The 26,999-nt window shown below is 55.9% G+C and carries 25 protein-coding genes; 13 read left to right on the top strand and 12 right to left on the bottom strand.

The window, feature by feature from the left end; all coding sequences use genetic code 11:
* Positions 1 to 459: 459 nt before the first annotated feature.
* The gene (locus tag G6L28_RS07350) at positions 460 to 813 is read left to right on the top strand and encodes a hypothetical protein (RefSeq protein WP_174063136.1); all 354 of its coding nucleotides are present in this window, start codon (positions 460 to 462) and stop codon (positions 811 to 813) included.
* Positions 814 to 822: 9 nt separating this feature from the next.
* On the opposite strand, the gene G6L28_RS07345 is transcribed toward G6L28_RS07350, so the two are convergent.
* The 3 genes from G6L28_RS07345 to G6L28_RS07335 form a co-directional block, all read right to left on the bottom strand.
* Positions 823 to 1,575, bottom strand: a complete 753-nt coding sequence (locus G6L28_RS07345) for a phosphodiester glycosidase family protein (RefSeq protein WP_174063231.1) — start codon at positions 1,573 to 1,575, stop codon at positions 823 to 825.
* Positions 1,576 to 1,741: 166 nt separating this feature from the next.
* Entirely contained in the window at positions 1,742 to 1,903 is a 162-nt protein-coding gene (locus G6L28_RS07340) for an entericidin (protein WP_174063135.1), read from the bottom strand.
* Between the two features lie 103 nt (positions 1,904 to 2,006).
* A complete protein-coding gene (locus G6L28_RS07335) occupies positions 2,007 to 2,909 on the bottom strand; it encodes a LysR family transcriptional regulator (RefSeq protein ID WP_174063134.1) in 903 nt (300 codons plus the stop codon).
* A 239-nt stretch (positions 2,910 to 3,148) separates the two neighbouring features.
* Between G6L28_RS07335 and G6L28_RS07330 the strand changes: the two genes are divergently transcribed.
* Positions 3,149 to 3,367, top strand: a complete 219-nt coding sequence (locus G6L28_RS07330) for a DUF1127 domain-containing protein (RefSeq protein ID WP_174063133.1) — start codon at positions 3,149 to 3,151, stop codon at positions 3,365 to 3,367.
* Between the two features lie 120 nt (positions 3,368 to 3,487).
* The gene (gene glgX, locus G6L28_RS07325) at positions 3,488 to 5,563 is read left to right on the top strand and encodes a glycogen debranching protein GlgX (protein ID WP_174063132.1); all 2,076 of its coding nucleotides are present in this window, start codon (positions 3,488 to 3,490) and stop codon (positions 5,561 to 5,563) included.
* 149 nt (positions 5,564 to 5,712) lie between these two features.
* Here glgX and G6L28_RS07320 read toward each other — a convergent pair whose 3' ends face one another.
* Entirely contained in the window at positions 5,713 to 6,138 is a 426-nt protein-coding gene (locus tag G6L28_RS07320) for a response regulator (RefSeq protein ID WP_174063131.1), read from the bottom strand.
* Between the two features lie 367 nt (positions 6,139 to 6,505).
* Here G6L28_RS07320 and G6L28_RS07315 point away from each other — a divergent pair, with 367 nt between their 5' ends.
* A complete protein-coding gene (locus G6L28_RS07315) occupies positions 6,506 to 7,549 on the top strand; it encodes a GlxA family transcriptional regulator (RefSeq protein ID WP_174063130.1) in 1,044 nt (347 codons plus the stop codon).
* A gap of 9 nt (positions 7,550 to 7,558) precedes the next feature.
* Here the strand turns inward: G6L28_RS07315 and G6L28_RS07310 are convergent, their stop codons facing one another.
* The gene (locus G6L28_RS07310; protein WP_174063129.1) at positions 7,559 to 9,037 is read right to left on the bottom strand and encodes an NAD(P)H-hydrate dehydratase; all 1,479 of its coding nucleotides are present in this window, start codon (positions 9,035 to 9,037) and stop codon (positions 7,559 to 7,561) included.
* Positions 9,038 to 9,385: 348 nt separating this feature from the next.
* Here G6L28_RS07310 and G6L28_RS07305 point away from each other — a divergent pair, with 348 nt between their 5' ends.
* The 4 genes from G6L28_RS07305 (at position 9,386) to hspQ (ending at position 12,633) form a co-directional block, all read left to right on the top strand.
* Positions 9,386 to 9,724 (top strand): P-II family nitrogen regulator, encoded by a 339-nt coding sequence (locus G6L28_RS07305; protein WP_007753933.1) that lies wholly within the window; start codon positions 9,386 to 9,388, stop codon positions 9,722 to 9,724.
* Between the two features lie 68 nt (positions 9,725 to 9,792).
* Positions 9,793 to 11,202: a type I glutamate--ammonia ligase gene (gene glnA / locus G6L28_RS07300; RefSeq protein ID WP_174063128.1), complete on the top strand. Its 1,410-nt coding sequence runs from the start codon at positions 9,793 to 9,795 to the stop codon at positions 11,200 to 11,202.
* A 107-nt stretch (positions 11,203 to 11,309) separates the two neighbouring features.
* Positions 11,310 to 12,227 (top strand): DMT family transporter, encoded by a 918-nt coding sequence (locus G6L28_RS07295; RefSeq protein ID WP_174063127.1) that lies wholly within the window; start codon positions 11,310 to 11,312, stop codon positions 12,225 to 12,227.
* A 76-nt stretch (positions 12,228 to 12,303) separates the two neighbouring features.
* Positions 12,304 to 12,633 (top strand): heat shock protein HspQ, encoded by a 330-nt coding sequence (gene hspQ, locus G6L28_RS07290; RefSeq protein WP_174063126.1) that lies wholly within the window; start codon positions 12,304 to 12,306, stop codon positions 12,631 to 12,633.
* 73 nt (positions 12,634 to 12,706) lie between these two features.
* Here the strand turns inward: hspQ and G6L28_RS07285 are convergent, their stop codons facing one another.
* Together G6L28_RS07285 and G6L28_RS07280 are read right to left on the bottom strand one after the other, a co-directional pair.
* Positions 12,707 to 13,354 carry an invasion associated locus B family protein gene (locus G6L28_RS07285; RefSeq protein WP_174063125.1) on the bottom strand — a complete coding sequence of 216 codons (648 nt, stop codon included), beginning with the start codon at positions 13,352 to 13,354 and terminating at the stop codon, positions 12,707 to 12,709.
* A gap of 132 nt (positions 13,355 to 13,486) precedes the next feature.
* Entirely contained in the window at positions 13,487 to 13,699 is a 213-nt protein-coding gene (locus G6L28_RS07280) for a hypothetical protein (RefSeq protein ID WP_174063124.1), read from the bottom strand.
* On the opposite strand from G6L28_RS07280, the gene G6L28_RS07275 reads away from it, so the two are divergent.
* The 3 genes from G6L28_RS07275 (at position 13,677) to G6L28_RS07265 (ending at position 17,247) form a co-directional block, all read left to right on the top strand.
* A complete protein-coding gene (locus G6L28_RS07275; RefSeq protein ID WP_174063123.1) occupies positions 13,677 to 15,503 on the top strand; it encodes an extracellular solute-binding protein in 1,827 nt (608 codons plus the stop codon). The genes G6L28_RS07280 and G6L28_RS07275 overlap by 23 nt on opposite strands.
* 93 nt (positions 15,504 to 15,596) lie before the next feature.
* Positions 15,597 to 16,268, top strand: coding sequence for a DsbA family oxidoreductase (locus G6L28_RS07270; protein WP_174063122.1), 672 nt, complete (start codon positions 15,597 to 15,599; stop codon positions 16,266 to 16,268).
* Between the two features lie 52 nt (positions 16,269 to 16,320).
* Positions 16,321 to 17,247 (top strand): EamA family transporter, encoded by a 927-nt coding sequence (locus tag G6L28_RS07265; RefSeq protein ID WP_174063121.1) that lies wholly within the window; start codon positions 16,321 to 16,323, stop codon positions 17,245 to 17,247.
* A gap of 54 nt (positions 17,248 to 17,301) precedes the next feature.
* On the opposite strand, the gene G6L28_RS07260 is transcribed toward G6L28_RS07265, so the two are convergent.
* The 3 genes from G6L28_RS07260 to G6L28_RS07250 form a co-directional block, all read right to left on the bottom strand.
* Entirely contained in the window at positions 17,302 to 17,628 is a 327-nt protein-coding gene (locus G6L28_RS07260) for a hypothetical protein (RefSeq protein ID WP_174063120.1), read from the bottom strand.
* A gap of 125 nt (positions 17,629 to 17,753) precedes the next feature.
* Complete coding sequence (gene mfd / locus G6L28_RS07255) at positions 17,754 to 21,263, bottom strand: transcription-repair coupling factor (protein WP_174063119.1); 3,510 nt, start codon at positions 21,261 to 21,263, stop codon at positions 17,754 to 17,756.
* Complete coding sequence (locus tag G6L28_RS07250) at positions 21,260 to 21,577, bottom strand: succinate dehydrogenase assembly factor 2 (RefSeq protein ID WP_174063118.1); 318 nt, start codon at positions 21,575 to 21,577, stop codon at positions 21,260 to 21,262. The genes mfd and G6L28_RS07250 overlap by 4 nt, the downstream gene beginning before the upstream one ends.
* Before the next feature lie 170 nt (positions 21,578 to 21,747).
* Between G6L28_RS07250 and recG the strand changes: the two genes are divergently transcribed.
* Together recG and G6L28_RS07240 are read left to right on the top strand one after the other, a co-directional pair.
* On the top strand, positions 21,748 to 23,853 hold the full coding sequence (recG, locus tag G6L28_RS07245) for an ATP-dependent DNA helicase RecG (RefSeq protein WP_174063117.1): 2,106 nt from the start codon (positions 21,748 to 21,750) through the stop codon (positions 23,851 to 23,853).
* A gap of 4 nt (positions 23,854 to 23,857) precedes the next feature.
* The gene (locus G6L28_RS07240) at positions 23,858 to 24,124 is read left to right on the top strand and encodes a hypothetical protein (RefSeq protein WP_174063116.1); all 267 of its coding nucleotides are present in this window, start codon (positions 23,858 to 23,860) and stop codon (positions 24,122 to 24,124) included.
* 41 nt (positions 24,125 to 24,165) lie between these two features.
* Here the strand turns inward: G6L28_RS07240 and G6L28_RS07235 are convergent, their stop codons facing one another.
* Positions 24,166 to 24,840, bottom strand: a complete 675-nt coding sequence (locus G6L28_RS07235; protein WP_174063115.1) for a DUF502 domain-containing protein — start codon at positions 24,838 to 24,840, stop codon at positions 24,166 to 24,168.
* A gap of 152 nt (positions 24,841 to 24,992) precedes the next feature.
* Positions 24,993 to 26,819, bottom strand: a complete 1,827-nt coding sequence (glmS, locus tag G6L28_RS07230) for a glutamine--fructose-6-phosphate transaminase (isomerizing) (protein ID WP_174063114.1) — start codon at positions 26,817 to 26,819, stop codon at positions 24,993 to 24,995.
* Between the last annotated feature and the right edge of the window lie 180 nt (positions 26,820 to 26,999).

Raw genomic sequence — 26,999 nt, 5'->3', positions numbered from 1 at the left:
GCCTGAAACTTCTGTAAGAGAGATGCTTACGGCGTGCCAAAAATATAGGTCAATGCGAGAAAAGCGGCAAAGCCTGCAAGTGCACGTAACGTTACGCCCCAGCAGGATTTCTGTGCAGTTTCTTCCATGATTACTCCAGCGTGTTCACTCTCCGGGCGGCTCTTATCGCTCGCTCCGTTGGCGGGAGTATTTATTAAAAATGCGTGACGAACGCAATTGCAAAAAGCGGCTAAAGCAAGGCGAATTCTATCATCTGCCATACGCGCATTGCATAGGTACTCGAAAAAACAATAGGTTATCGACCCATTTTGAAACAACCCTCCACACGAGACCGTCTTAATTTCGACTAAAGTGTAAAGAGGTCGATTTTGAACCTCTTACCGAGGTCAGCACCCATCACTTGAAACCGGTTGAAGTCTGGATTATCCGGGCCGAAACAAACATTTGCGGTGAGGAATCATGCAGGCGAATTCATCCTCTTTTCCAGACCGGAACACGGTCGCTTCCAAGATCGGCGCTTTCGGCGAGGACGACCAGGCATGGCTTAAATTGCTGATGGAAAACGCGCTCCAAGACGAGAACCTGCTGGAAGGCTTGCATCTGTTTCTGGATCAGCAAACGCAATCGCGCTTTCTCAACACGTTGAAGCTCGAGAAATGCGGCCAGTGGTTCGGCGACAACGCCCCTGCCCGGATTCAGATCCGTCTCCATGAGGCGACCAGGAGCAGCCAGCATCCAGCTTTCGCCGCCTTCAAGGCGGGCGTTACAAAATCTGGCGGCCTGGAAAAAGCCTACCCAAAATCTCCGCTGTAGATAGCGCGCTCAATCTGGCACGCTATCCACAACTGCGATGATCGGTCCCATGGGGAACAGGTCGTCGCGTCTGTTGATGGCAGGGATATCGACGCTGGAAATCGTACCATCGAGATAAAGAGCGTTGGGTGCATGGAGTTCGTCGCGGAAAAGCGTGGCAAAATCATAGAAACGCACAGGGTTTTCCGAAATCGCGAAGTGAACCATGCCGTCGCTCGAAACGCCGACGCCGTTACGCCTTTTGAAACTGTCACTGTCTTCGAGAAAACGCGGATGCAGCTTGCCGTCGATAACCAGCATCGGACCTGATTGCGTAGCGAAGTCCGGCTTCAGATTTGCGTTGAGATAAGCGCTGGTTTCCAGCACTCCGGCGGCCTCGCCATCCAGAAAGAAAACCCCATTTGGCTGCATATGGAAATTGCCCCACCCGCCGCCGGTGCTGATCTGCGTCTTCTCTGTTGCGTGGTCGATATAAAGACCGACCGGCGACAGGTCACGGTGATACATACCGCCATTCATGGCAAAGACGATGAAACTGTGCTGCCGCCAGAGAGCAGTTGAGAGCGCAGCGAATGACCCGTAGGGCACACCGGTTATGTAGTCGTGATGGTAAAGCCTGATTTTGTTTTTGCGGGGATCGAAGCTGCAGACCGTATATTTGCCACCAGAATGATCGATCTCACGGCAATAGGACGGAAGTTCTGCGCTGACCGCAGTCGTGGAACAGAGAAGCGACAGAAAATATCCTAAGAACCGTTTCATCATCCCTCATCCCACCTGAGAATCATCTTGCGTAACGGACAAGAGCGATAGGCTTTCGAGGCGGACGAGAATATGACCGAATGCGGTCAAAGGCACAAAATCAAGCATCTAAAAAGCAAAAATGCCAGCGACAGTCGCTGGCATTTTCAAGTCGTGAAAGATGGGATTAGCGACGCGCAGCGCGGTCCACGTTGCGGCCAGCATCCTGTGTTGCGTCCACTGCGTTTGCAGTGTCACGGCCCATGCCGCGGATGGTGTTGCCGCAGGAGCTGAGGGCAGCGACGGTCATCAGAATTGCGGCGGTGGTTGCGAATGCGCGTGTGGTCATGCTTATACTCCCCGAAAGTCTGCCGAAGCAGACACGATCCAAAAATGCACTTCAGGAACGCAGAAATACGCGTCCGGTTCCAGCCAGTTTCAAAAAACTGTGATCATGCCGCAACCGGCTGGGCGATATCGCGAAAAGCGTTCCGGATACTATCCGCAACAGCCTCCACAGGCCGGGAAGATTTTTCGCCGGTGATGAGGCGAATATCGAAGCAGCCAAGCTCCGGCAGCCCTTCCTTCTCACCCAATATGACCATGTCGTTCTGCACGTAAGACCTCGGCAGTGGTGCAATAGCCAAGTCGGCTTCGATTGCCGCACGTTGCGCCATCGTATGCCCGCTAAGATAGGCGACGCGGTAGCGACGGCTACGCTGCTCCAGCGAATTGATCGCCTCAGAGCGCCAGATGCACCCGTCTTCCCAGATCGAGATCGGTAACGGATCGCGCAAATGCGCCGTCCCGCATTTGGCACCCGCCCAGACAAGACGCTCGCGCATCAACACCTCGCCAGTATCCCGCAAAGGATGGGCAGCACAGTTCACCAATGCAAGGTCGAGCCGCTGCTCGTCCATGCGACGGTAGAGATTGCTGCTTGAATCGATAGTGACATCCACCATGATTGCCGGAAAAGCTTCGGCAAAGCGCTTGAGAATACCCGGCAGCAGTCCGCGCTCGCCGATATCCTCTGGCGCACCAAGCCGCACGACGCCGGAAAGCTCCGGCATGACGAAGCGCGACACCGCCTCGTTCGAAAGCGCGATCATTCGTCGGGCATAGGTCAGCAAAATTTCACCGTGAGCGGTGAGCGTAACGGAACGAGCATCACGGAGAAACAAGGTCGTCTTAAGCTGCTCTTCGAGCTTCTTAATCTGCATTGAAACCGCAGAGGGCGTTCGGAAGACAACCTCCGCAGCCGTGGAGAAATTGCCGGTTTCGGCAATGGCGACGAATGTCCTCAAGATATCATTGTCGAGAAGTGGCAATGGCTGCCGGAATGAAATTGTCATGACGAGACGCCTTCAATTTTTTTGAACGATACATCGATATCATTTCATTTGATTGAAAGTCAACACAGGTTCACTGTCATAAGCGTGAAAGGGAAACGCCTTACATTCAGATGTAATCGAAGAGGAAATACATCACCATAAATCATGAGTGATATAATTCTCATTCGATTGATTGATGAAATGTAAGGACGCACATTATTACCGTCCGCAAATGGACATGAAGCACCAAGGAGTGTGAAATGACCACCATCACCCGAAATTCAGGCAGAAGAAATTCTCAAGGCCAACCCCTAGTTCTGAACCTGTTAGCACCCGTTATGGGTCTTGCGCAGAGCATCCATAGTTCCTGGAAGCGTAGGCAAACAATGCGGGCGCTCGAAGCTTTGCCTGCTGACACATTGAAGGATATTGGATGGCCGACCACAGACAACAAGCGCATGCGGATTGTCCGCAAGTAATCACGCTGAAAACACATCGATAATGGCTCGCTGCACAGCTCGGCGGGCCATTTTTTTGCGCTGCGGAACAAACGGGATGATAAGCCAGTTTCAGGGGGTCACTTCAGCAAGAGGAAACCCATGGCAAAGTTTGGTTCCAGCATTCAACCCGGCGATTTCACGCGCCTCGGCGCCAATTACGATGGCGACGGCGTAAATTTCGCGCTCTTCAGCGCCTGCGCGGAAAGGGTCGAGCTTTGCCTTTTCGACGAGGACGGCAAAACCGAAGTCGAACGCATCACGCTTCCTGAGTTTACCAATGAAATCTGGCACGGCTATATTCCCGGTCTCAAGCCCGGCGCGCTGTACGGATATCGTGTCCACGGGCCCTACGACCCGGAGAATGGCCATCGTTTCAATCCCAACAAACTGCTAATCGATCCTTATGCAAGAGAGATCGTCGGCGATATCGAATGGGGCTCCGAGCAGTTCGGTTATGTTCTGGACAGTGAGGAAAAAGATCTTTCCTTCAACGATGCTGACAGTGCGGCGAAAATGCCGAAGTGCCGCGTCATCGATCCCAAGGATTATGACTGGGTCAACGACACGCGCCCCAGTGTTCCATGGTCGAAAACCATTTTCTATGAAACCCATGTCAAAGGCTTCACCAAGCTTCACCCCGCTTTGCCAGATGAACTGAGGGGGACATATGAGGGTCTCGGCAACAAGGATGTCGTATCTTACGTCAAAAGCCTCGGCATAACGTCAATCGAGCTTTTGCCCATCCATTACTTCCCCGATGATTCCCATCTGCTGGACAAGGGCCTGAAAAATTTCTGGGGCTACAACTCCCTTGCTTTCTTTGCGCCTGCTTCCCGCTATTACGGCCCACGCAAAATGGCGGGTTTCCGCGACATGGTGCGGTCCTTCCACGACGCTGGTATCGAGGTCATTCTGGACGTGGTCTATAATCATACGGCGGAAGGAAACGAGCTTGGACCGACCCTATCTTTCAAGGGTATCGACAATTTCTCCTATTACCGCACCATGCCCGGCGAGCCGCGTTACTACATCAACGATACTGGCACCGGTAACACCGTAAACACCTCTCATCCGCGTGTTCTCCAACTGGTGACGGATTCCCTGCGCTATTGGGCAGAAGAAATGCACATCGATGGCTTCCGCTTCGATCTTGGCACAATTCTCGGCCGTGAACCGGAAGGTTTCGATCAGCGCAGCGGCTTCTTCGATGCGGTGGGGCAAGATCCGGTTCTTTCCAGACTGAAGCTGGTCGGTGAGCCTTGGGACATTGGCCCCGGCGGATACCAGGTTGGCGGCTTCCCGCCCGGTTGGGCAGAATGGAACGACAAGTATCGCGATACGGTGCGTGAATACTGGAAGGGTGACGATGGCACCGCTGGAGATTTCGCCGCACGTGTTCTCGGTTCCGGTGATGTTTATGATTTGCGTGGGCGCAAGTCATGGGCAAGCGTCAACTTCATTACCGCGCATGACGGCTTCACCCTCAACGACTTGGTGTCCTACAACGAAAAGCACAATGAAGCGAACGGCGAAGACAACAAGGATGGTCACAGCCATAATCGCAGCTACAATTACGGCGTCGAAGGGCCGACGGACGACGAAGGCATCAACAATGTCCGAGATCGCCAGAAACGCAATTTCCTCGCAACGCTTCTCCTGTCGCATGGTACGCCGATGATCCTGGCGGGTGACGAGTTCGGCCGAAGCCAGATGGGCAACAATAACGGCTATTGTCAGGATAGCGATCTCAGCTGGGTTCACTGGGAAGGTCTGCCGGAGAGTGCGGAGGTTCTGCGCAACTTCACGCAGAGACTGATAGAACTCCGCCAGAAGCATTCGATCCTTCGCAGAGATAGCTGGCACGACGGTACGCATGTCAGCTGGCTGAACCCCGGCGGTGGCGAGCAGACCCAGGAACATTGGGAGGATGCTGGTAGCACCACCCTCGGTTTGCGCCTCACGCGCGACGCCGATGCGAATGGCGATGAATGGAGAGATGTTCTCATCCTGTTCAATCCCCATGACGGTGATGTCGAGTTCAAGCTTCCCGAGGTGGAACATGGCTGGACGACGGAGCTGACGACTGCCGATCCAAGCGTGAGCGGCAATCACATCGCCAACTCCCAGAACTACACGTTGGAAGGCCGTAGCCTCATCCTGTTGCAGGCAGCCTGACGTTCCAAATTCTACTTTGTAAAAAGAGCCGGAGTATCCCTTCGGCTCTTTTTTTGTCTTCAGAACACGCGGAAAGTGAAAGGTATATGAGCAACTGAAACGCAGAAGTCGCAGTTGCAGCCGACCATAGGCGAACCAGTTGCAGGCTATCAGGCCGTAGTCACGCCACGGATCGAATATCCGCGGCGCTTTTTCACGGATTTTGCCTTTGCGGAAAGGCCCGCTCGCAGGGCAAAGAATATGTCGTCGAAATGATAGGGCTTACTGAAGAAGCGAGCGTCGGAAGGCAGCTGTAGTGTATCCGCAGCATGTCCACCGGACGTAACCACCACGGCGATATGGTGTTGTGTTCTATCCAGCAAGTCGACGAGATCGAGCCCCGACAGGCCGCCTGGCATGTCTATATCCGTCACGACGGCGGAAATTGCCTCGTTCTTTCCGAGCAATCCCACGGCTTCGAGCACATTGGACGCTTCGAGAACTCTGTAGCCCTCTTCTTCGAGCGCATCGACCAAGGTCAGCCTGATGATGGGCTCGTCCTCGACCACTAGAACAGTGATGCCAGCTTCATGCATACGCAATACTCCGCTCAATAGCCGCCGGGCGAAAGCCATTCGGCAATTCGATACCCGGTACTGAAACACTTGATAGAGCGGCGGCTCTCTCGATTTACCGCCGTTCCATCGCAATGACAGAACGCGCAATTCGGCGACATTGCTGACAGGCTGCGCCGAAAAATTGAAAACAATATTAATAAAATGCAAAATAATGCGATGTCGCGGAGATGCTCATTTGTTGATTTACGTCAAGCCACCGCAGCAGCTATCTTTTTTTCGCGCGTGACAGGAGTGTCGCAATTTGCGACTATGAGGTCGCAAAAGCGATATCCAGGACACTCTTTCCAAGCAAAAAATTGCGTTATTGCAAATGGAGCATCACACTATGAGCAAGCCTCCTTCGAAAAAGCGCATAATAGTTTTTTATATGGTTCCACAATTCACCATGCTGCCGTTTACGGCTGCGGTGGAAACACTTCGCATAGCAAATCGCATGCTCGGTTACGACGCCTATGAATGGCGGCTGGCCTCACTGGATGGCCAAAAGGTCGTCTCGTCCAGCGGCATCTGTCTTGAGGCAAACACCAACCTGGCAGACGAACGCAAAAGCGTAAACGGAGAGAATCGACCAAGCATGGTCCTCATCTGTTCCGGCATCGACATAGAGCAATATCACAACAAATCCGTGTATGCCTGGCTGCGTGAAGCCAACAATCGCGGGATAGCCATCGGCAGCCTCTGTACGGGCGCACATGTCCTTGCTCAGGCGGGTCTTCTGAACGGCAAGCGCTGTGCGATCCATTGGGAAAACCTTCCCGGCTTTTCCGAGGCATTCCCGCAGGTGGAAGTCTATGCCGATCTCTACGAGGTCGACAGCAATATCTATACGTGCGCCGGCGGCACGGCATCGCTGGATATGATGCTGAACCTCATCGGTCAGGATTTCGGTGATAATCTCGTCAACCGCGTTTGCGAGCAACAGCTGACCGACCGCGTCAGAAACCCGCATGACAGGCAGCGCCTGCCGCTTCGTGCGCGTCTCGGCGTGCAGAACGACAAGGTTCTTTCGATCATCGAGCTCATGGAAAGCAATCTTTCCGAGCCGTTATCGCTTCTGGACATTGCCGAAGATGCGGACCTCTCACGCCGTCAGGTAGAACGGCTGTTCAGGCAGGAAATGGGTCGGTCCCCTGCCCGCTATTATCTGGAAATCCGCCTTGACCGCGCACGTCATCTTCTCGTGCAGTCCGCCATGCCTGTGGTGGAAGTGGCTGTCGCTTGTGGATTTGTTTCCGCTTCGCATTTCTCGAAGTGTTATCGTGAAATCTACAATCGCACTCCTCAGCAGGAGCGCGCCGAGCGCAAGCTTCTGATGAGCGCATCGCGGATGGCCACCGCAAGCAGTCAGGGCAAAGCAGCTCATCACTGAGCCGCTTGATCACGCAAAAGAAAAGGGACGGACTGCGGAGGCCAGATCCTCGGCAGTCAAACCGGGACCGATATGATTGGCTGTCTCACCATGCAGCCAGACCACTGCCGCAGCAGCCTCGAAGGCCGGGATCTGTTGCGCCAGAAACCCTCCCGCTATGCCAGCCAGAACATCGCCAGATCCAGCGGTTGCCAGATAGGAGGGCGCGTTGGTGTTCACAACAGCCCTGCCATCCGGTGCCGCAACGACTGTATCAGCGCCTTTGTAGACGATAACCGCGTTACTCAGCAAAGAAGCAGCCTGCGCTTTCTCGATCTTGCTCAGTTGCTTATCGGCATGGATCTGCGGGAAAACACGTGCGAACTCACCCTCATGCGGTGTCAAAATGCGTGGCGCATCTTTTCTGAAAATGTCGAAGAGTTTTTTCGGGGCGTCCTTAAAAGCCGTGATGCCATCCGCGTCCAGAACAAGCGCTTTATCACCCAGCAGTGACACGAAGTGCCGCGCCTTGTCGAAATCACCGAAACCCGGTCCCAGAACATAGGTACCGTGGCGTTTATCTTCGCCCCACTCCCGAAGCTGATCAACCGTTTCGACCTCCGACACCATGATTGCCGTCAGGTTAGCGGATAGCAAAGTAACGGCCTCCGCAGGTGCCGCAACGGTTACGATACCTGCCCCCGCTCGCAACCCTGCCGTCGCGGTCATCCGGGCTGCGCCAGTTGCGTGGGAAGGGCCGGAAAACACCGTCAGGTGTCCCCGCTTGAACTTGTGGGTATCCTGATCACGAGTGGCGAAGAAGCTCGACCAGAGCGCAGGATGGTTCTCCCACACCTGCCCTGCATTTCCCTTCATGATGCGGTGGGGAATGCCGATATCGAAAACCTCTAGCTCACCGCACAGTGTGCGACCCGGCATCAACACATGGCCAGGTTTCTTCGCCATGAACGTCACGGTTCGCTCAGCCTTGAAAGCTGAGCCCAGCGGCACACCGCGTCTGCCGCATAAACCCGATGGCAGATCGACTGCAATCACGGGCAAACCCGCCTCGCCCACGCTGCGGATCACAGCAGCAACCTCGACCGGGACATCACGCGATAAACCTGCACCGAAGATTGCGTCGATAACAACATCACCGGCTTGCGGCGTGAATCGGTTCAGCCTCTCGATGTGAACACCGCACATCTCAAAGGCCGATCTTGCCGCACCCCGGGTCTTTTCAGGGTCTCCGAAAACATAGACATCGACCTTAGCACCGCTTTGCCGCAATGCACGAGCCGCAACGAAGCCATCCCCGCCATTGTTGCCGGTCCCGCAGAGAACAACATACCGAATGGCCTGCGGATAATATTTCAACGCGACGGCTGCAACCGCCTGCCCGGCCCGCTCCATAAGCGGGAGTACAGGTAGCCCGCCAGCCTCAGCGGCCGCGTCGATAACGGCCATGGTGGATGGATCGAAAAGAGCGTGGTATACCAAGGATGTCATATGAGGACTTCACCTTAAAACACAAAGAAATGCAATCGGCGCAAATTTAGGCAAATTCGTCAGCATAAATTTTCATCAAATGTCTATTTTTACGCCAGTAAAGTTCCGCCGTTTACGTTTTCGCAATTCATTGGTTTCTCTAAAAAAAATTGGCACAATCTGTCATATTTGCGTTCAACCCTGCCATTTTCACCTATGAAAACGCTGGTTTTTGACCAAATCCTCCCATGACCAATCACTTTCTCTCGTTTTTTTATTCAAACAGGCTTCCGATCTGGCACGATACATGCATTCTTGTGGGAGAGCGGACTTACCGCTTTAACGGGAGAAGCGGAGAGATATTTTCTCATGAAAAAGATCGAAGCGATCATTAAGCCTTTCAAGCTCGACGAAGTGAAGGAAGCCCTTCAGGAAGTCGGACTTCAGGGAATAACGGTTACGGAAGCGAAGGGCTTTGGTCGTCAAAAGGGCCACACGGAGCTCTATCGCGGGGCAGAATATGTCGTCGACTTTTTGCCGAAGGTAAAAGTCGAGGTGGTTCTTGCAGATGAAAACGCGGATGCCGTGATCGAGGCAATTCGCAATGCAGCCCAGACCGGCCGCATCGGTGACGGAAAGATTTTCGTCTCCAACGTGGAAGAGGTTATTCGTATTCGTACGGGTGAAACAGGCGTAGACGCCATATAAAATGACCTGAGCCAATTTCCAGGCTCAGGCTTCACCTCGTTGATCACCACACTCAAGGAAAACTTCATATGACGACCGCAAACGATATTTTGAAGCAGATCAAGGACAACGATGTAAAGTTCGTCGACCTGCGCTTTACCGACCCGAAGGGCAAGCTGCAGCACGTAACCATGGACGTGGTTTGCGTTGACGAAGACATGTTCGCAGATGGCGTCATGTTCGACGGCTCCTCCATTGGCGGCTGGAAGGCCATCAACGAGTCCGACATGGTGTTGATGCCTGATCCGTCGACCGTTCACATGGACCCGTTCTTCGCGCAGTCCACCATGGTCATCTTCTGCGATATTCTCGATCCGGTTTCCGGCGAAGCCTATAACCGCGACCCACGCGGCACGGCCAAGAAGGCGGAAGCCTACCTCAAGGCTTCCGGTATCGGCGACACCATCTTCGTTGGCCCAGAGCCGGAATTCTTCGTCTTCGATGACGTGAAGTACAAGGCCGACCCATACAACACCGGCTTCAAGCTGGACTCCTCCGAACTGCCATCCAACGACGACACCGATTACGAGACCGGCAACCTCGGTCACCGTCCGCGTGTTAAGGGTGGCTACTTCCCGGTTCCGCCAGTCGACAGCCTTCAGGACATGCGCTCCGAAATGCTGACTGTTCTCGGTGAAATGGGCGTGGTCGTTGAAAAGCACCACCACGAAGTTGCCTCCGCACAGCACGAGTTGGGCGTGAAGTTCGACACGATGGTTTCCAGCGCCGACAAGATGCAGATCTACAAGTACGTCGTGCATCAGGTCGCCAATGCCTACGGCAAGACGGCAACCTTCATGCCAAAGCCGATCTTTGGCGACAACGGCTCCGGCATGCACGTTCACCAGTCCATCTGGAAGGGCGGCAAGCCAACCTTCGCTGGCGACGAGTATGCGGGTCTATCAGAAACCTGCCTCTACTACATCGGCGGCATCATCAAGCACGCCAAGGCCATCAACGCATTCACCAACCCGACCACCAACTCCTACAAGCGTCTGGTTCCAGGCTACGAAGCACCGGTTCTGCTGGCCTATTCCGCCCGTAACCGTTCGGCTTCCTGCCGCATTCCTTTCGGCTCCAACCCGAAGGCAAAGCGCGTCGAAGTTCGCTTCCCTGATCCGACCCAGAACCCATATCTCGGCTTCGCCGCGATGCTGATGGCTGGTCTGGATGGCATCAAGAACAAGATCCACCCCGGCAAGCCGATGGACAAGGATCTCTACGACCTGCCCGCCAAGGAACTGAAGAAGATCCCAACGGTCTGCGGCTCGCTTCGTGAAGCGCTCGAAAGCCTCGACAAGGATCGCAAGTTCCTGACAGCTGGCGGCGTCTTTGATGACGACCAGATCGATGCCTTCATCGAGTTGAAGATGCAGGAGGTCATGCGCTTCGAAATGACCCCTCACCCGGTCGAATTCGACATGTACTATTCGGCCTGATGTTTACGAAAAGGCGCTCTTCGGGGCGCCTTTTCTATTTGTAAGGCTTGCAATCGGTTCCGGCGTGTCACACAGCAGCTGAAAAAGCAGACATACTGGAATGCCCGATGAACTCCGCCACCACCCCATCCCCTCGCCTGCGTGACTGGCTGATCTTCCTCGCTGTCCCATTCTTCTTTTCCAGTAACGTGATATTCGGACGCGGGATTATCGGCGAGGTTTCGCCTTTTACGACAGCATTCCTGCGTTGGACTATTTCGACGCTGCTGGTCCTCCCCTTTATCATCGGTAACTGGCGCGCTTGCTGGTCTTTCATCCAAAAGAAGACGGCACTCTGGCTCATCCTTGGCATTCTTGGCATGGGAATTTGCGGAGGCGTCGTTTATTGGGGCCTGACGATGACCTCGGCGGCCAACGGCACGCTGATCTATACGACATCGTCGCTCTTCATCATTCTCTTCCAGCGGATATTTCAGGGCCGTGCCATTCGCAGGCTGGAAGTTGTGGGAATGACCATCGCCTTCCTTGGCGTTGCCGTTATCGTACTGAAGGGCGACATGCAGCAGCTTTGGCAGTTGAATTTCAACATGGGCGATTTTGCCATTCTCGTGGCATCGATCTCCTTTGCGATCTATTCGCTGCTTTTGCGCGATCCGGCGGCACAGACAATGGCATCGCTCAGCCTGTTCGCAGTCATCGCACTTTCCGGTGCGCTGGTGCTTCTGCCGCTTGCGACAATCGAGCTTGCCAATGGCGGATTGCTACCCGCCTCTCTCGCATCATGGGCAAAGATCGTCGGGATCGTCGTCTTCGCTTCGATCGCAGCCTTCTACTGCTTCACGCACACGGTTCGCACCTTCGGGCCGGCAACGGCTGGCATTACGCTTTACATGACGCCGCCAGTTTCGATCATCATGGCCGTATCATTTCTTGGTGAAAGCTTCGAACATTATCACGCGGCAGGCATTATACTTGTGACGGGCGGCGTTGTGCTGGCAACCGCTCCATTGGGCAAAATACGGTGATGCGTCGACACTTGAGCGGAGCATCTTGATATTTTCCCGCTATGCCCCAAATTGTATTGGGAAAGGATGACATGCCATGAAACAAAGAGACGCAAAATTTACGATAGGCGAAGTCGTTCGACACAAGATGTTTCCGTTCCGCGGCGTAATATTCGACGTAGATCCCGAGTACGCGAATACCGAAGAATGGTGGAATGCGATTCCAGCCGAGATTCGCCCAGAACGGGATCAGCCGTTTTACCATCTCCTCGCTGAGAACGAAGAGACCGAGTACGTCGCCTATGTGTCGGAACAGAACCTGATACACGACGAGAGCGACCAACCGCTCCGCAACCCCAATATCACACGGATATTCGATACGACCCCAAGCGGCGAATTCCGTCCGAAATCAGCGATGACACACTGAAATTCGCAATTTCAGACAACAAAAAATCGGCCTGAAACGCAGGCCGGTTTTTTTGTATTCGATGGAGCCAGGCTTAGTTTGCAGGCTTTGCCTTGGCAGCTTCCTGTGCGGCTTCGAGCTTCTTGCGAGCTTCCTCAGCCTTCTTCTGCATGCCTTCCTGAAGCGAACGCTGGCTTTCAGCAAGCTGCGACTGGCTGATCGCTGCGCCATCGTAAGCACCCGTGAAGCCGCTCAAAGCGATCTTGATCGGGTTTGGCGCACGGCGGAAATTGATGGACGTGAACACGACCTCTCCGCCCTTCTTCAGGGAAGCAATCATGGCGTCCGTCAGGGGAACTTCGGCTGTGCACTTGTCTGGAAGGCAGACTGCGTAATCAAGCTTCTGACCCTTGCCGCCGTCGATCTGCATGACGACGCCAGGAGGGAGAAGACGTGCAGTCGGGACGGAAACCTGAAGCAGCTTACGGTTGACCTTGCCTTCGACGCTGATGAGGCCAACGGCCGTGATCATCTGGCCATTCTGGGCAAGCACGACGTTCTGCACGACGCAAACATCGTTGTCTTCCTGCTTGCTGCAGGTCTTGAACCAGCCGAGCGGCGGGGAGCCTGCCGGAGCGGCAGCCTGCTGAGCCTGCGATACTGCGGGGGCGGACACGGCACCCAAGGAAAGAACGAGAGCAGACAAAGCTGCCCGGGTGATTGTGTTTGCCTTTTGCATCATAAGAGTTCCGTCTCCTGAATTTATTATGCGAAGCAGTACGGCGCGAACTGCTCAACACTGCCGGTATTCTTCTGCCCGTCAACTGTCGTTTAATTGAGGCAAATGCGTGACCCGAATGTTTCGGCACCCCTGTTACATCCCGTTCGACGCGATATCCAGCACTTCTTTAACTTTTTCCTTGCAGCCGACAAGTTTTCCTTCGTCCGATGCCTGACATAGTGCTGTGTGATACATTCCTGCGGGAATCAAAACAAGAAGGCCAGTTTCGAGCGCCGGGTGCAAGGCCCGCAACTCAACAGCCTGAATGCGACAGGATAGTGACATGCGAAGCCTTTTGGCGCTCATTCCAGCCCTCTTCATCTCAAGCATGGCGTTGGCGGAACCGCTTCATGGAATCTCGATGCACGGCGATCCCGCACTGCCCGCAGACTTTAAAAATCTCCCCTATGTGAACCCGCAGGTGAAAAAGGGCGGACGCGTTTCCTATGGTGTCGTTGGCACCTTCGATAGCCTTAACCCGTTCATTCTCAAGGGAATGCGCACCACGGCTCGCGGCGTATGGGACCCGGAATTCGGTAATCTTCTCTACGAGCCTCTCATGCAGCGCTCCCATGACGAACCCTTCACACTCTATGGCCTTCTGGCGCAAACGGCCGAGTGGGATGAGGATCGCACCTACATCCAGTTCAACCTTAACCCGGACGCGCATTGGCAGGACGGCAAGCCGGTCACGCCGGAAGATGTGATCTTCACCTTCAATCTTTTGAAGGAGAAGGGCCGCCCTCCGTTCGACAGCCGCCTGAATGGCGTGGCGAAAATGGAGAAGGTGGGAGAACGCAGCGTACGTTTCACTTTTAACGAAAAGGCGAATCGCGAGACGCCGCTGATCCTTGCCTCCTCTACGCCGATCCTGCCCGCTCATGCCATGGATCCGAAAACCTTCGATCAGGGCGGCCTCGGGCCAGTCGTCGGCTCCGGTCCATACCGAATCAAGACCTTGAGGCCGGGCGAGCAGATCGTCTGGCAACGGGACCCGAATTATTGGGGCAAGAATGTTCCGGCAAAAGTCGGCTTCGACAATTACGACGAAATCAGCGTCACCTATTTCCTTCAGGTCACAACCATGTTCGAAGCCTTCAAGAAAGGCGATATCGACATTTACCCGGAGGGTGACGCCATCAACGGCACCTCCGATACCTCGCATTGGGGTTCAGCCTACGATTTCCCCGCCGTCCATAGAGGCGATATCGCCCGCGACATTTTCGAATCGAGACAACCGACAGGCATGTTCGGTCTCGTCTTCAACTCCCGCCGTCCGTTTTTTGCTGATGAGAAGGTTCGCGAAGGTCTTTCCTACGCGATGGACTTCGATTGGATGAATCGCAATATTCTCGGTGGAGCTTTCAAGAGAAGCCAGAGCTTCTGGCAGAACTCCAGGCTTGGCGCTTTCGGCAATCCGGCCAATGAGCACGAACTGGCGCTGCTCGGCGATGCCGCCAAAAGAATTCCGCCAGCTATACTGGCCGGCACCTATGAAATGCCGAAATCCGACAGCTCTGGCGCAGACCGCAAGATTCTGAAGCTCGCCGTCGATACATTGAAGGAAGCGGGTTACACGATCACGAACGGTAAGATGTCCGACGCAAACGGTCGCCCGTTATCATTCGAAATCATGACGCAGAACCCGGCGCAGGAACGCATCGCCCTCGCCTACCAGCGTTCGTTGCGGCTGATCGGCGTCGATATGGCAATCCGTTCAGTCGATGACGGGCAATATCAATCGCGCTCAAACGGTTTCGATTATGACATGATCATTCGTTCCTACCCTTCCTCGCTGTCCCCCGGTATGGAACAGATCAATCGTTGGGGCTCCGTCTCGAAGGACGCCAATGGCAGCTTCAACTATGCAGGCGTTGCCGACCCGGATATCGACCGCATGATCGAGGCGCTCTTACAGGCACGTGAAACGGAGGATTTCGAAGTCGCCGTGCGCGCCTACGACCGCCTGCTCACGGCTGGCCACTACGTCATCCCGCTATACTACATCGGCGCGCAGTGGGTAGCCCGCTGGAAATATATCGGCAGACCCGAAGCCATACCGCTTTCCGGCAACCAGAAACAGACCTGGTGGGACGAGCGGGCGCAGTGATATTGCGGTGGTTCCCTTTCGGTAACGCCTTGTGCGACAGATGCCTGCGCCTTAGATGGGGTGAACTTTCAGCAATTCACAAGGAATAGCGCCATGCAACGTATTGTCATCGATGTCGTCTCGGACATGGTCTGCCCCTGGTGCTATCTCGGCAAGGCCCGTCTCGATCTGGCAATTGCAGAAGTGCAGGACGAGATCAGCGTGGATGTAAACTGGCGCCCTTACCAGCTAAACCCGGATTATCCGCCTGAAGGTGTGGATCATCACAAAGCGCTGGCAGAAAAGCTTGGGGGTCAGGAACGCGTAGATCAGGCGCATGCCATGCTGACCGAACTCGGCAAGGAAGTCGGCATCCATTATGATTTCGCCGCCGTCAAAATTGGTCCGAACACGCTGGATGCTCATCGGCTGTCTCTCTGGGCGCACTCGGAAAGCCGCGAACTTCAGGACAAGGTGGTCAGCGCGCTATTCAAGGCAAATTTCGAGCAGGGTCGCAATATCGGTGACCACGCCGTTCTCATGGACGTAGCCGAAGCGGCCGGAATGGACCGTGAACTGGTGCGGCGATTGCTGTCCTCGGATGCGGATAAGGATACCATAAAAGCTGAAATCGATGCCGGGCAGCAGATGGGTGTTTCCGGCGTGCCGTTCTTCATTCTGGACCAGAAATACGCAGTCAGCGGTGCACAGTCTCAGGAAGTGCTAATTAATGCACTGCGGGATATTGCCAAAATGAAAGCGGAAGAGCATAGGGCAATGAACTGACCTTCAGCGAGCGTGCTGTCGGTTCCTGCCTGTTTTCTTAATCGGTGTTACCGTGTCCGACAGCACATTGAAGGGCATTCTGCTGGCCTTCGCCGCATTTGCGGCTTATGCCTTCAGCGATGCCAGCGTCAAACTCATCGAAGGTCAACTTTCGCCGATCCAGTCGGCGTTTTTCGGCGCGGCTTTTGGCCTTCTCGCCCTACCCTTCATTCGCAAGAAGAATGATAGCCTTGCCGATATCGTACGCACCACGAACCGTCCGCTCTGGATTCTGCGGTTCTTCGCATCGGGTGCGGGTGCAATTGGCAGCGTTACGGCTTTCACCCATCTTTCAATGGCAGAAGCCTTCGCGCTGATCTTCCTTCTGCCAGCATTCGTTACCATCATGTCCGTTCTGTTTCTGAAAGAACAGGTAGGTATCAAGCGCTGGTCGGCAGTCATCATCGGCTTTGCCGGAGTGCTGGTCATTCTCCGCCCCGGCTTCCGCGAACTTTCGATTGGTCATCTCGGTGCGATCATCGGTGGCCTCGGCGGCGCGCTGTCTATCGTTATCTTCCGGGCGATGGGACCGAAAGAAAAGAACATCTCGCTATATGGGGCTGGAGTGCTCGGGTGCCTCGTAATATGTGGCGTCTTGATGATACCCTCGTTCGTACCACCCAATGGCGAGCAGTGGTTAATGCTTGCGGGCTACGGCCTGCTTGGCGCATTCGCCAATATTCTTATTATGTATGCCGCGCAATATGCTCCAGCAGCGGTCATCGGGCCGACGCAATATAGCCAGATGCTGTGGGCTATTCTGTTTGGATATCTCATCTTTGGAGACGGTGTGGACGGTTGGATGCTCGTCGGCATCGCTCTCATCATCGGCTCCGGCCTGTTGACGCTGATCCGCGAAAAGCAGCGCAAAGTCCCATTGCCGACATCAGTTGCCGCTGACCAGAACGTTGCGGTCGCAATGACGCCGGACGACCAATAAGAAAGCGCTCCCACATGCGTGTGGGAACGCTATAGGCCAATCAATCAGCCCTCATTACCTGTAGCAAACCTGTACCTGATATCTTTCTCCCCAGCCATTATGGCGCCATTCAAAGTGGCAGCGGTGATAGACGGGTTCGTAATAAGCTTGCGGAGGTCCGTAATAGACAGGCGGACCGTATGCCGGTGCGCCGTAGACGGGACCGCCCACTGCGCCAGCAATCAAGGCGCCCCCAAGAAGTCCGCCCGCAATACCAGCGGCAATTCCGCCTCCATGATGATAGTTGCGTGCTTCTGCCTGGCTGGTGGTGGCAATTGTGGTGCCCGCAATTGTCAAAGCAACCAGACCAGCGGCGACAAACCTGTTCTTGGTAGTCAACATAGTCTTGCTCCTTGGTTTAGCAGCGGAAGACTATGTCCATCCGCTACATGAAGACTATGCTTTCAACCTCTACCGATACATGTCCGTTTCATTAATTCGCGGTAATGGTCGACCTGGCGAAACCCCTATGATTTCGCCAGTTCCGCCAGCTGAGTCATCACCATCGCGGCACCAGCCAAACGCTTTTCAGGGGTCGGCAGATCGCGGGTCAGGAACACGCTGTGGTCCGGCCTGATCTTCGCCATCGAGCCCTGCTTGCCAATGTAGCCAACAAGCGCCGCCGGGTTCGGGAACTGCTTGTTGCGGAACGTCACGACAACGCCCTTCGGGCCAGCATCCAGCTTCTCGACATTGGCAGTGCGGCAGAGCGACTTGACGTAGACGATCTTCAGCAGATGCTGCACTTCCTTCGGAAGCGGGCCGAAGCGGTCGATCATCTCCGCGCCGAAGCCATCGATTTCGCCAAGATCGGTCAGCTCGCCAAGACGGCGGTAAAGACCCATGCGCAGATGCAGATCGGGGACATAGTTTTCCGGGATCATCACGGAGGTGCCGACAGAAATCTGCGGCGACCAGCCGGTGTCGATAACCTCGTCCTCACCCTTCACTTCGGCCACGGCCTCCTCCAGCATCTGCTGGTAAAGCTCGAAACCGACTTCCTTGATGTGGCCGGACTGTTCTTCGCCCAGAAGATTGCCCGCACCGCGAATATCGAGGTCGTGGCTGGCAAGCTGGAAGCCTGCGCCGAGCGTATCCAGCGATTGCAGTACCTTCAGACGACGCTCCGCCATCGTCGTCAGCACCTTGTTGACCGGCAATGTGAACAGCGCAAAGGCGCGCACCTTCGAGCGACCGACCCGACCACGAAGCTGGTAAAGCTGGGCAAGACCGAACATATCGGCGCGGTGCACAATCAGCGTATTGGCCGTCGGCACGTCGAGGCCGGATTCGACAATAGTAGTGGAAAGAAGCACATCGTATTTGCCGTCATAGAAGGCGTTCATGATGTCTTCCAGTTCACCCGCTGCCATCTGGCCGTGGGCAACCGCCACCTTCAGTTCCGGTACATCCGACTGCAGGAAAGCGTGGATATCCGCCAAATCTGCCAGACGCGGGCAGACATAGAAGCTCTGACCGCCGCGATAATGCTCACGCATCAAGGTTTCGCGGATGACCAAGGCATCGAAAGGCGAGATAAATGTGCGCACCGCCATGCGGTCCACCGGCGGCGTGGTGATCAGCGACAACTCGCGAACACCCGTCATCGCAAGCTGGAGGGTACGCGGAATTGGCGTTGCAGACAGCGTCAGAACGTGGATATCGCTCTTCAGCTCCTTCAGCCGCTCCTTATGCTTCACGCCGAAATGCTGCTCTTCATCGATGATGAGAAGGCCGAGATTGGCGAAGCTGATGCCCTGCCCCAAGAGCGCATGGGTGCCAACGACGATGTCCGTCTTGCCGTCCGCGACCTCTTTCTTGACGAGGTTCAGTTCCTTGGTGCCAACAAGGCGCGATGCCTGTTGCACGCGGATCGGCAGTCCACGGAAGCGTTCGGAGAAGGTACGGAAATGCTGGCGCGCGAGCAGCGTCGTCGGGACGACGACCGCCACCTGCACACCATTCATGGCCGCGAGGAAGGCGGCACGCAGCGCCACTTCTGTCTTTCCGAAGCCGACGTCACCGCAGATCAGGCGGTCCATTGGGCGGCCTGCACCCAGATCCTCACGAATGGATGCGATGGCATTCAGCTGATCTTCCGTTTCGTCATAAGGGAAACGGGCAGCGAACTCATCATAAAGCCCATCGGGTGCTGCCAGAACGGGTGCCTTGCGCACGAGACGCGCGGCGGCGATGCGAATGAGATCGCCCGCCATATCCAGCAGGCGCTTCTTGAGTTTCGCCTTGCGCATCTGCCATGCGCCGCCACCGAGCTTGTCCAACTGCGCTTCCGCAGCGTCCGAGCCATAACGCGAAAGAAGATCGATGTTTTCGACCGGCAGGAACAGCTTGGCATCGTCGGCATAATGCAGCTCGAGGCAGTCACGCGGGCTACCCGCTGCCTCAATGGTGCGAAGACCGACGAAGCGACCGATGCCGTGTTCGGCGTGAACGACGAGCGAGTTTTCATCCAGCCCGGCAACTTCGGAAATGAAATCGGCCCCGCGCTTGCGACGCTTGGAGCGGCGCACCATGCGGTCGCCCAGGATATCCTGCTCGCCGATGACGGCCAGATTGCCCCCGTCGAAAGGCGTCTCGAAACCTGCTTCGAGGCTTAAGACCGCAGCAGCAGCCTCACCCTTGCCAAGCATCTCCACTTCCTTCAGAGAGCCGACCGGCTTGATCTTTTCCAGACCATGTTCGTTCAGCACCTGCAACAAACGGTCCAGCGAGCCCTCGGACCAACCGGTAATCAACACCTTCCAGCCTTTAGAGCGGCGCTCAGCGATATGTTTCACCGCAAGACTGAAGACGTTGACGCGCTCCTCGCTTTCGCTTTCCGTCTGGGATTTCGCCCAGCGTGGGCCGACATGCGCGTCCAGCGTCGCGACCGGCTTTTCCTTGCTGTCCTGCTCATTGAATGGCGTCAAGCGCACGGCATTAAAGGCGTTCAGCGTCTCATCGAAAGTTTTGCCGCCGAGATAAATCTGGCTGGGAGACACCGGCTTGTAAGGCGCGCCCTGCGTGGCACCCTTGGTCTGGCCCGAAGCCCGGCGCGCCTCGAAATAGTCATGCACCAGCTTCGAGCGCTCGACGGCTGCTTCTCGCGCAGTGTGATCGGTTACGATGCGGAAGCCCTTGAGGTAATCGAAGGCTGTTTCGAGATGCTCGTAAAAAAGCGGCAGCCAATGCTCCATGCCCGCGTAGCGACGGCCCTCGGAAACGGCCTGATACAGTGCATCGTCACGTATCGCAGCCCCGAAGAGCGAAAGGTAATTCTTGCGGAATCTGCTGATCGTATCGGGCGTCAGCGTCACCTCGCTCATCGGGTTGAGGTCGAGCGAGCGGGCCTGCCCGATGGTGCGCTGGCTGGCGGGATCGAAGGTGCGGATGCTTTCCAGCGTATCCCCGAAGAAATCCAGACGTACCGGCTCTTCCGTGCCGGGAACGAACACATCCAGAATGCCGCCGCGCACGGCGAATTCACCCACCTCGCGGACAGTCGCCACACGGTCGAAGCCGTTGCGCTCCAGCCGCGCCGCGATCTCTTCCATCTTGATCTGGTTGCCGGGCTTTGCCGAGAAAGCGAGGCTCTCGATGACATCGCGCGGCGCCATCTTTTGCAGCATGGCGTTGACGGTAACGAGAACGATGGCCGGATGCGGCTTCTTCTGGTGATGGATCAGACCTGAGAGCGCCGCCAGCCTACGCGCAGAGGTGTCGGCACTCGGTGACACGCGGTCATAAGGAAGGCAGTCCCATGCTGGCAATGTCAGCACCGGGATCTCGGGTGCGACGAAGCCCAGGATTTGCTCCAGATCGGACACGCGCTGCCCATCCGACATGACATAGGCAACGGACGTTCCAGCACGTGCCATATCCGCCAGAAGCAAGGCTTCCATGCCTGCTGGCACCTTTCCGATGGTCAGCGGCGTATCGGCCGATGCCACCAGCTTCACATCGAAACCTGCAATCATTTTGTACGATTTCCGTTCTGGACCGTGACGAGATCGAAGTCCGGGCGGTAGGAGATGATTTTTTCAAACAGCGGCGTCTGGAACTTTGCGGGTATTGCCGCCGCACCGGTTACCATCTGGATCAAATCCTGATCTTCCTCAGCCATGATGGTTTCCAGTTCGTCCAGCTGCTCTTGCGAAAGCTCAGCGATATTTTCTTCCGCGAACTGGCCAAGCACGAGGTCCATTTCACGAATGCCGCGATGCCAGCAGCGATACAGAATCCGCCTGCGTCTCGGTTCGAGGTCGGCACTCGTGCGCACCAGTCCAGTCATCGCATTCACCTGTCTGTTATTGCTGCACTCCTATAGAACAGGACATGAACGCTTGGGAACCGGTTTTTACGCAAATATTCCGCCAGGCACGGAAAAACTACGGGTGATAAACGATCTTTCTGAAGGCAACACTCTTGCATTGCACGGAACCTTCCCCGATTTTGCTGCCCATGCGCCCCGCCCTTCTCGATCCGCTTTTTGCCACCGTCTCCACGCTCACCGGCGTTGGGCCAAAGCTTGCCGATCTGTTGGCGAAACTGTTGGGGCGGGAGAATTCGGAAGACACCCGCGTCATCGACCTCCTCTTTCACGCTCCATCCAACATCATCGACCGGCGCAACCGGCCCGGCATCGCGCTGGCGCAGCCAGGTGCCATTGTCACCATTCAGGGACGTGTGGACCGGCATCAGCCACCGCCGCCCGGCAATCGCTCCGCGCCTTACCGCGTATTTTTGCACGATGAAACGGGCGAACTGGCACTTACCTTCTTCCGCGCGCGCGGCGACTGGCTTTCCAAGGCGCTGCCAATCGATGAAGAGGTGATGGTCAGCGGCAAGGTCGACTGGTTCAATGGTCGCGCCTCCATGGTCCACCCGGATTTCATGGTGAAGGTGTCCGAGGCGGAAAACCTGCCTTTGGTCGAAGCCGTTTATCCCATGACGGCGGGCCTGTCGCCAAAGGTCTTGAAGCGGGCAGTCGATACAGCGCTTCAGCGCCTGCCGATGTTTCCCGAATGGATCGACGAGGCGCTGGCCAGCCGCGAGAGCTTTCCGCATGTGGCAGAGGCATTCCGCGAGTTGCACGATCCACGCGATGCCGCCGATATCGATCCGCAAGCCCCTGCCCGTCGCAGACTGGCTTATGATGAGTTTCTGGGAGGTCAGCTTTCGCTGGCACTGGTGCGCCAAAGGCTGCGCAAGGTAGCCGGCCAACCGATCCGCGCCAAGGGAGACTTTGCCGCGCGCATCTTGGCAAACCTGCCGTTCTCCTTAACGGGAAGCCAAAGCGCGGCGGTGAAAGATATCCTAACCGATATGGCAGGCGAAGACCGCATGTTGCGGCTTCTGCAAGGCGATGTCGGCGCGGGCAAGACGCTCGTTGCGCTGATGGCGATGGCAACCGCCGTCGAGGCAGGCGGACAGGCCGTGTTGATGGCCCCAACGGAAATTCTGGCCCGCCAGCATTTTGTGACGATCTCCAAATATGCAGCAGCGGCGGGCATTTCCTGCGAGGTGCTGACAGGTAGAACCAAGGGCAAGGAGCGCCGCGAGATCGAGGAGCGGATCGCATCCGGCGAGGCGCAGATCGTTATCGGCACCCATGCGCTGTTTCAGGATAGCGTCACCTACAGGAACCTCGTTCTGGCCGTGGTGGATGAGCAGCATCGCTTCGGCGTGCACCAACGCCTGCGCCTTACCGCCAAGGGCATCACACCACATATGCTTGTCATGACGGCAACGCCCATTCCGCGCACGCTGGTTCTGGCCGCCTTCGGCGATATGGACGTGTCAAAGCTCACAGAAAAGCCCGCAGGCCGAAAGCCGATCCAGACCGTGACAATTCCGAACGAGCGGATCGGTGACATTGTAGACCGCCTTCGCAGCGCGCTGGCGGAAGGCAAGAAAGCCTATTGGATCTGCCCGCTGGTGGAGGAATCGGAAGAGTCCGACCTCATGTCTGCCGAGGAACGGCATGCGGTGCTGTCTCAATCGCTGCGCGCCAATATCGGCCTCATTCATGGCCGGATGAGCGGCCCGGAAAAAGATGCCGCCATGCTGGCCTTCAAGAGTGGCGAAACACGGCTGCTGGTCGCGACAACCGTTGTCGAAGTGGGTGTCGACGTGCCGGACGCGACGATCATGGTCATCGAGCATGCGGAGCGCTTCGGCCTCGCCCAGCTTCACCAGTTGCGCGGTCGCGTCGGGCGCGGTGACGAAGCATCCACCTGTATTCTGCTCTACAAAGGCCCGCTCAGCGAAAACGGCAAAGCCCGCCTTTCTATCCTGCGCGATAGCGAAGACGGCTTCCTCATCGCCGAAGAGGATTTGAAGCTGCGCGGTGAAGGAGAGCTTCTCGGTACGCGCCAGTCCGGTACGCCGGGTTTCCGCATCGCAAGCCTTGAGGCCCACGCCGACCTTCTCGAAATCGCCCGCAAGGATGCGGCCTATATCATCGAACGCGACGCTGAACTGGTAAGCGAGCGTGGCAAGAACCTAAGAACCCTGCTCTATCTTCATCGCAGGGACGAAGCGATCCGCTTCCTGCATGCAGGCTGACGTCATGACAACCGCACCAAACCCGCCCCCCGCCTTTCAAAAAGGCTACGCATTGTGTTCGCCGGAGAATATCCTGCAACCCGATACCTTTGCAAAAAGCGAAAAGAAAGCGATAGCAAAGAGCTTCAAGAAACCCGGTCGCAAGAAAGCCTGGGCAGAAGCGGTGGAGCAAGGCTGGAGCGTCAAGCTCGTCTATATGCGTCTGTTCGTGCCCGTGTTTCATTCCGCATCATCGTCTTCGGTGGAAATCGAAGAGGATGAGGATGACTGAAAAGGGCCATGGGCATTTGGCATATCCTCGCGCCTCGGCGATCAAACCGATGACGGAGCGATCTGCGTCGGCGGCGTGAAATCCGGCGCAACCAGACCGCCAGAGATCAACAGCTTCGCGGCATCTTCAGGCGTCATATCAAGCATGACGATCTTGTCTTTCGGCACGAAGAGAAGGAAGCCAGCCGTTGGGACGGGTGTGGGCGGCAGAAAGACCGCGACCATTTGCTGGCCCATTTCGTTAAACCGATGCGCCAACTCTCCCTTGGCATCGGAGGCCACGAAGACCATGGCCCATGTGCCGGGTGAGGGAAACTCGATCAGGCCGACGCGCTTGAAGGAGTTGGAATGTTCTTTCAACACGGATTCGAAAAGCTGCTTGATGCTTTTATAGATCGGGCGCACCAGCGGCATGCGGTTGAGAATGGATTCGCCGAAGCCGACTATCCACTTGCCGATCAGGTTATTGCCTAGAAAGCCGATGAGCGTGATGACGATGACCGCGATCAGCAACCCAAAGCCGGGAATGGCTACGTCGAAATACTGCTCAGGGTCATAACGCGCCGGAATATATGGCTTCACCCAGCTGTCGGCCCACTGGAGAAATGTCCACACCAGCCACATCGTAATCGTGATCGGTGCCAGAATGAGGATGCCGGTCAGGAAATTGTTGCGCAGTCGTGTCGCAAAGGAAACCTTGAGTGGGTGATCGGTCATCAACTCGCTGCAAGTTTGGGAAGCTTTAGATAGGACGAAAACGGACAATGCCGGAGGCTGTTCCCACCGGCAAGAGAGATATCATGAAATATTCGTCATCAGAAACCGTGTCGGACAAACAGTGCCGGACAGCACGTCCCAACTCGCTCGAATTACTCGACCGTTACCGACTTCGCGAGGTTGCGTGGCTGATCTACATCCGTTCCCATGAAGACGGCGGTGTGATAGGCGAGCAGCTGTATCGGCAGCGAGAAGACCATCGGCGCGATGATCTCATCGACGGTCGGCAGGACGATAGTGGCCATGGTGTCCAGCTTGGATGCGGCGGCACCCTTCGCATCCGTGATGAAGATGATCTTGCCGCCGCGGGCAGCCACTTCCTGCATGTTCGAAACGGTTTTTTCGAAGAAACGGTCGTGTGGCGCAATGACGATGACCGGCATATTCTCGTCGATCAGCGCAATCGGTCCATGCTTCAACTCACCAGCAGCATAGCCTTCGGCGTGAATATACGAGATTTCCTTGAGTTTCAGCGCGCCTTCCAGCGCCAGCGGGAAGGACGTACCACGACCGAGATAAAGCACGTCTTTGAAGCGGGACAGATCGCGCGATAGCGTTTCGATCTGCGGCTGGATGGCGTTCAGAACTTCGCTCATCACCCGCGGCATTTCGATCAGATGGCGGACGAGTTCTTTTTCCTGATCCGCCATCAGCGTGCCACGCGCCTTACCGGCAGCGATGGCAAGCGAAGCAAGCACCGCCAACTGGCAGGTGAAAGCCTTGGTAGACGCAACGCCAATCTCCGGACCGGCCAGAATTGGGAAAATGGCATCCGATTCGCGTGCAATGGTGGACTCGCGCACATTGACGACCGCGCCGATCTTGAGATCGTTTTCCTTGCAATAACGCAGCGACGCCAGCGTATCTGCGGTCTCGCCCGACTGAGAGATAAACAGCGCCGCCTGTGTTGGAGAAAGTGGCATTTCGCGATAACGGAATTCCGACGCCACATCGATTTCCACGGGCAGACGAGCATAACGCTCGAACCAGTATTTTCCGATGAGGCCGGACAGATAGGCCGTCCCGCAGGCCGAAATCGCAAGGCCGGTCAGTTTGGAAAAATCGATAGCCGCATCGGCATCCTTCACGCGCTTTTCGGCGAAATCCACATAGTGGCTGAGCGCATGCGAAATGACTTCCGGCTGCTCGTAGATTTCCTTTTCCATGAAGTGGCGGTGATTGCCCTTATCGACAACATATGCTGTCGCCTGCGAAATCTGCCGCTGGCGCTGTACCGGATTTCCGGAAAAATCGATGATCTCGGCACCCTTGGCAGTCAGGATCGCGCAATCGCCATCCACGAGATAGGTGATTTCGTTGGTGAAGGGTGAAAGCGCGATGGCATCAGAGCCAAGGAACATTTCGCCTTTACCATAGCCGATTGCCAATGGCGGGCCGGAGCGGGCAGACAAAAGCGTATCGGGGTCATCCAGGAACATCACACCCAGCGCGTAGGCTCCGGTAACGCGGTTCAGCATCTTCAGCATCGCATCACGGTGCGAAAGCCCTTCGCGGGTAAACTTGGCGAGCAGTTGCGCCACCACTTCCGTATCGGTCTGTGTAGTGAACACGGCACCTTCCGCCGTCAACTCTTCCCGCAATTCCGCGAAGTTTTCGATGATTCCGTTATGAACAACGGCCACCCCATCCACGAAATGCGGATGCGCATTGGTTTCATTCGGAACGCCATGCGTCGCCCAGCGTGTGTGCGCAATACCGGTGATGCCCGCAAGCGGCTCCTCAGAGAGCTTCTTTTCCAGATTGAAGAGCTTGCCCTCGGCGCGGCGGCGATCCATCTCGCCATTATGGATCGTCGCAACGCCTGCAGAATCATATCCGCGATATTCCAGACGCTTCAGCGCATCCACGAGGCGCTCCGCAACCGGCTGCGTTCCAACAATTCCGACTATGCCGCACATACAATTCTCCAAAAGATATTCATCAGCACCGGCTTGGCAAAAGCTCGCCCGACCAATGTTTTACGATAGCGAAGTCTTAGAGCGTTTCCTTGCTAAATGAAAACAGTTCTGTTGGTTCAAACGGGATCATCTGGTTGCTCGGACGGCGCGTGTCGTAGCAATAGCATACGGTCAAGCCGT

This window comes from Agrobacterium larrymoorei (genome assembly GCF_013322225.1).
In the GTDB taxonomy this organism is placed as follows: domain Bacteria; phylum Pseudomonadota; class Alphaproteobacteria; order Rhizobiales; family Rhizobiaceae; genus Agrobacterium; species Agrobacterium larrymoorei_A.
The sequence above is the reverse complement of the archived record's forward strand: the minus strand, read 5'-3'. Positions and strand labels throughout refer to the sequence as shown.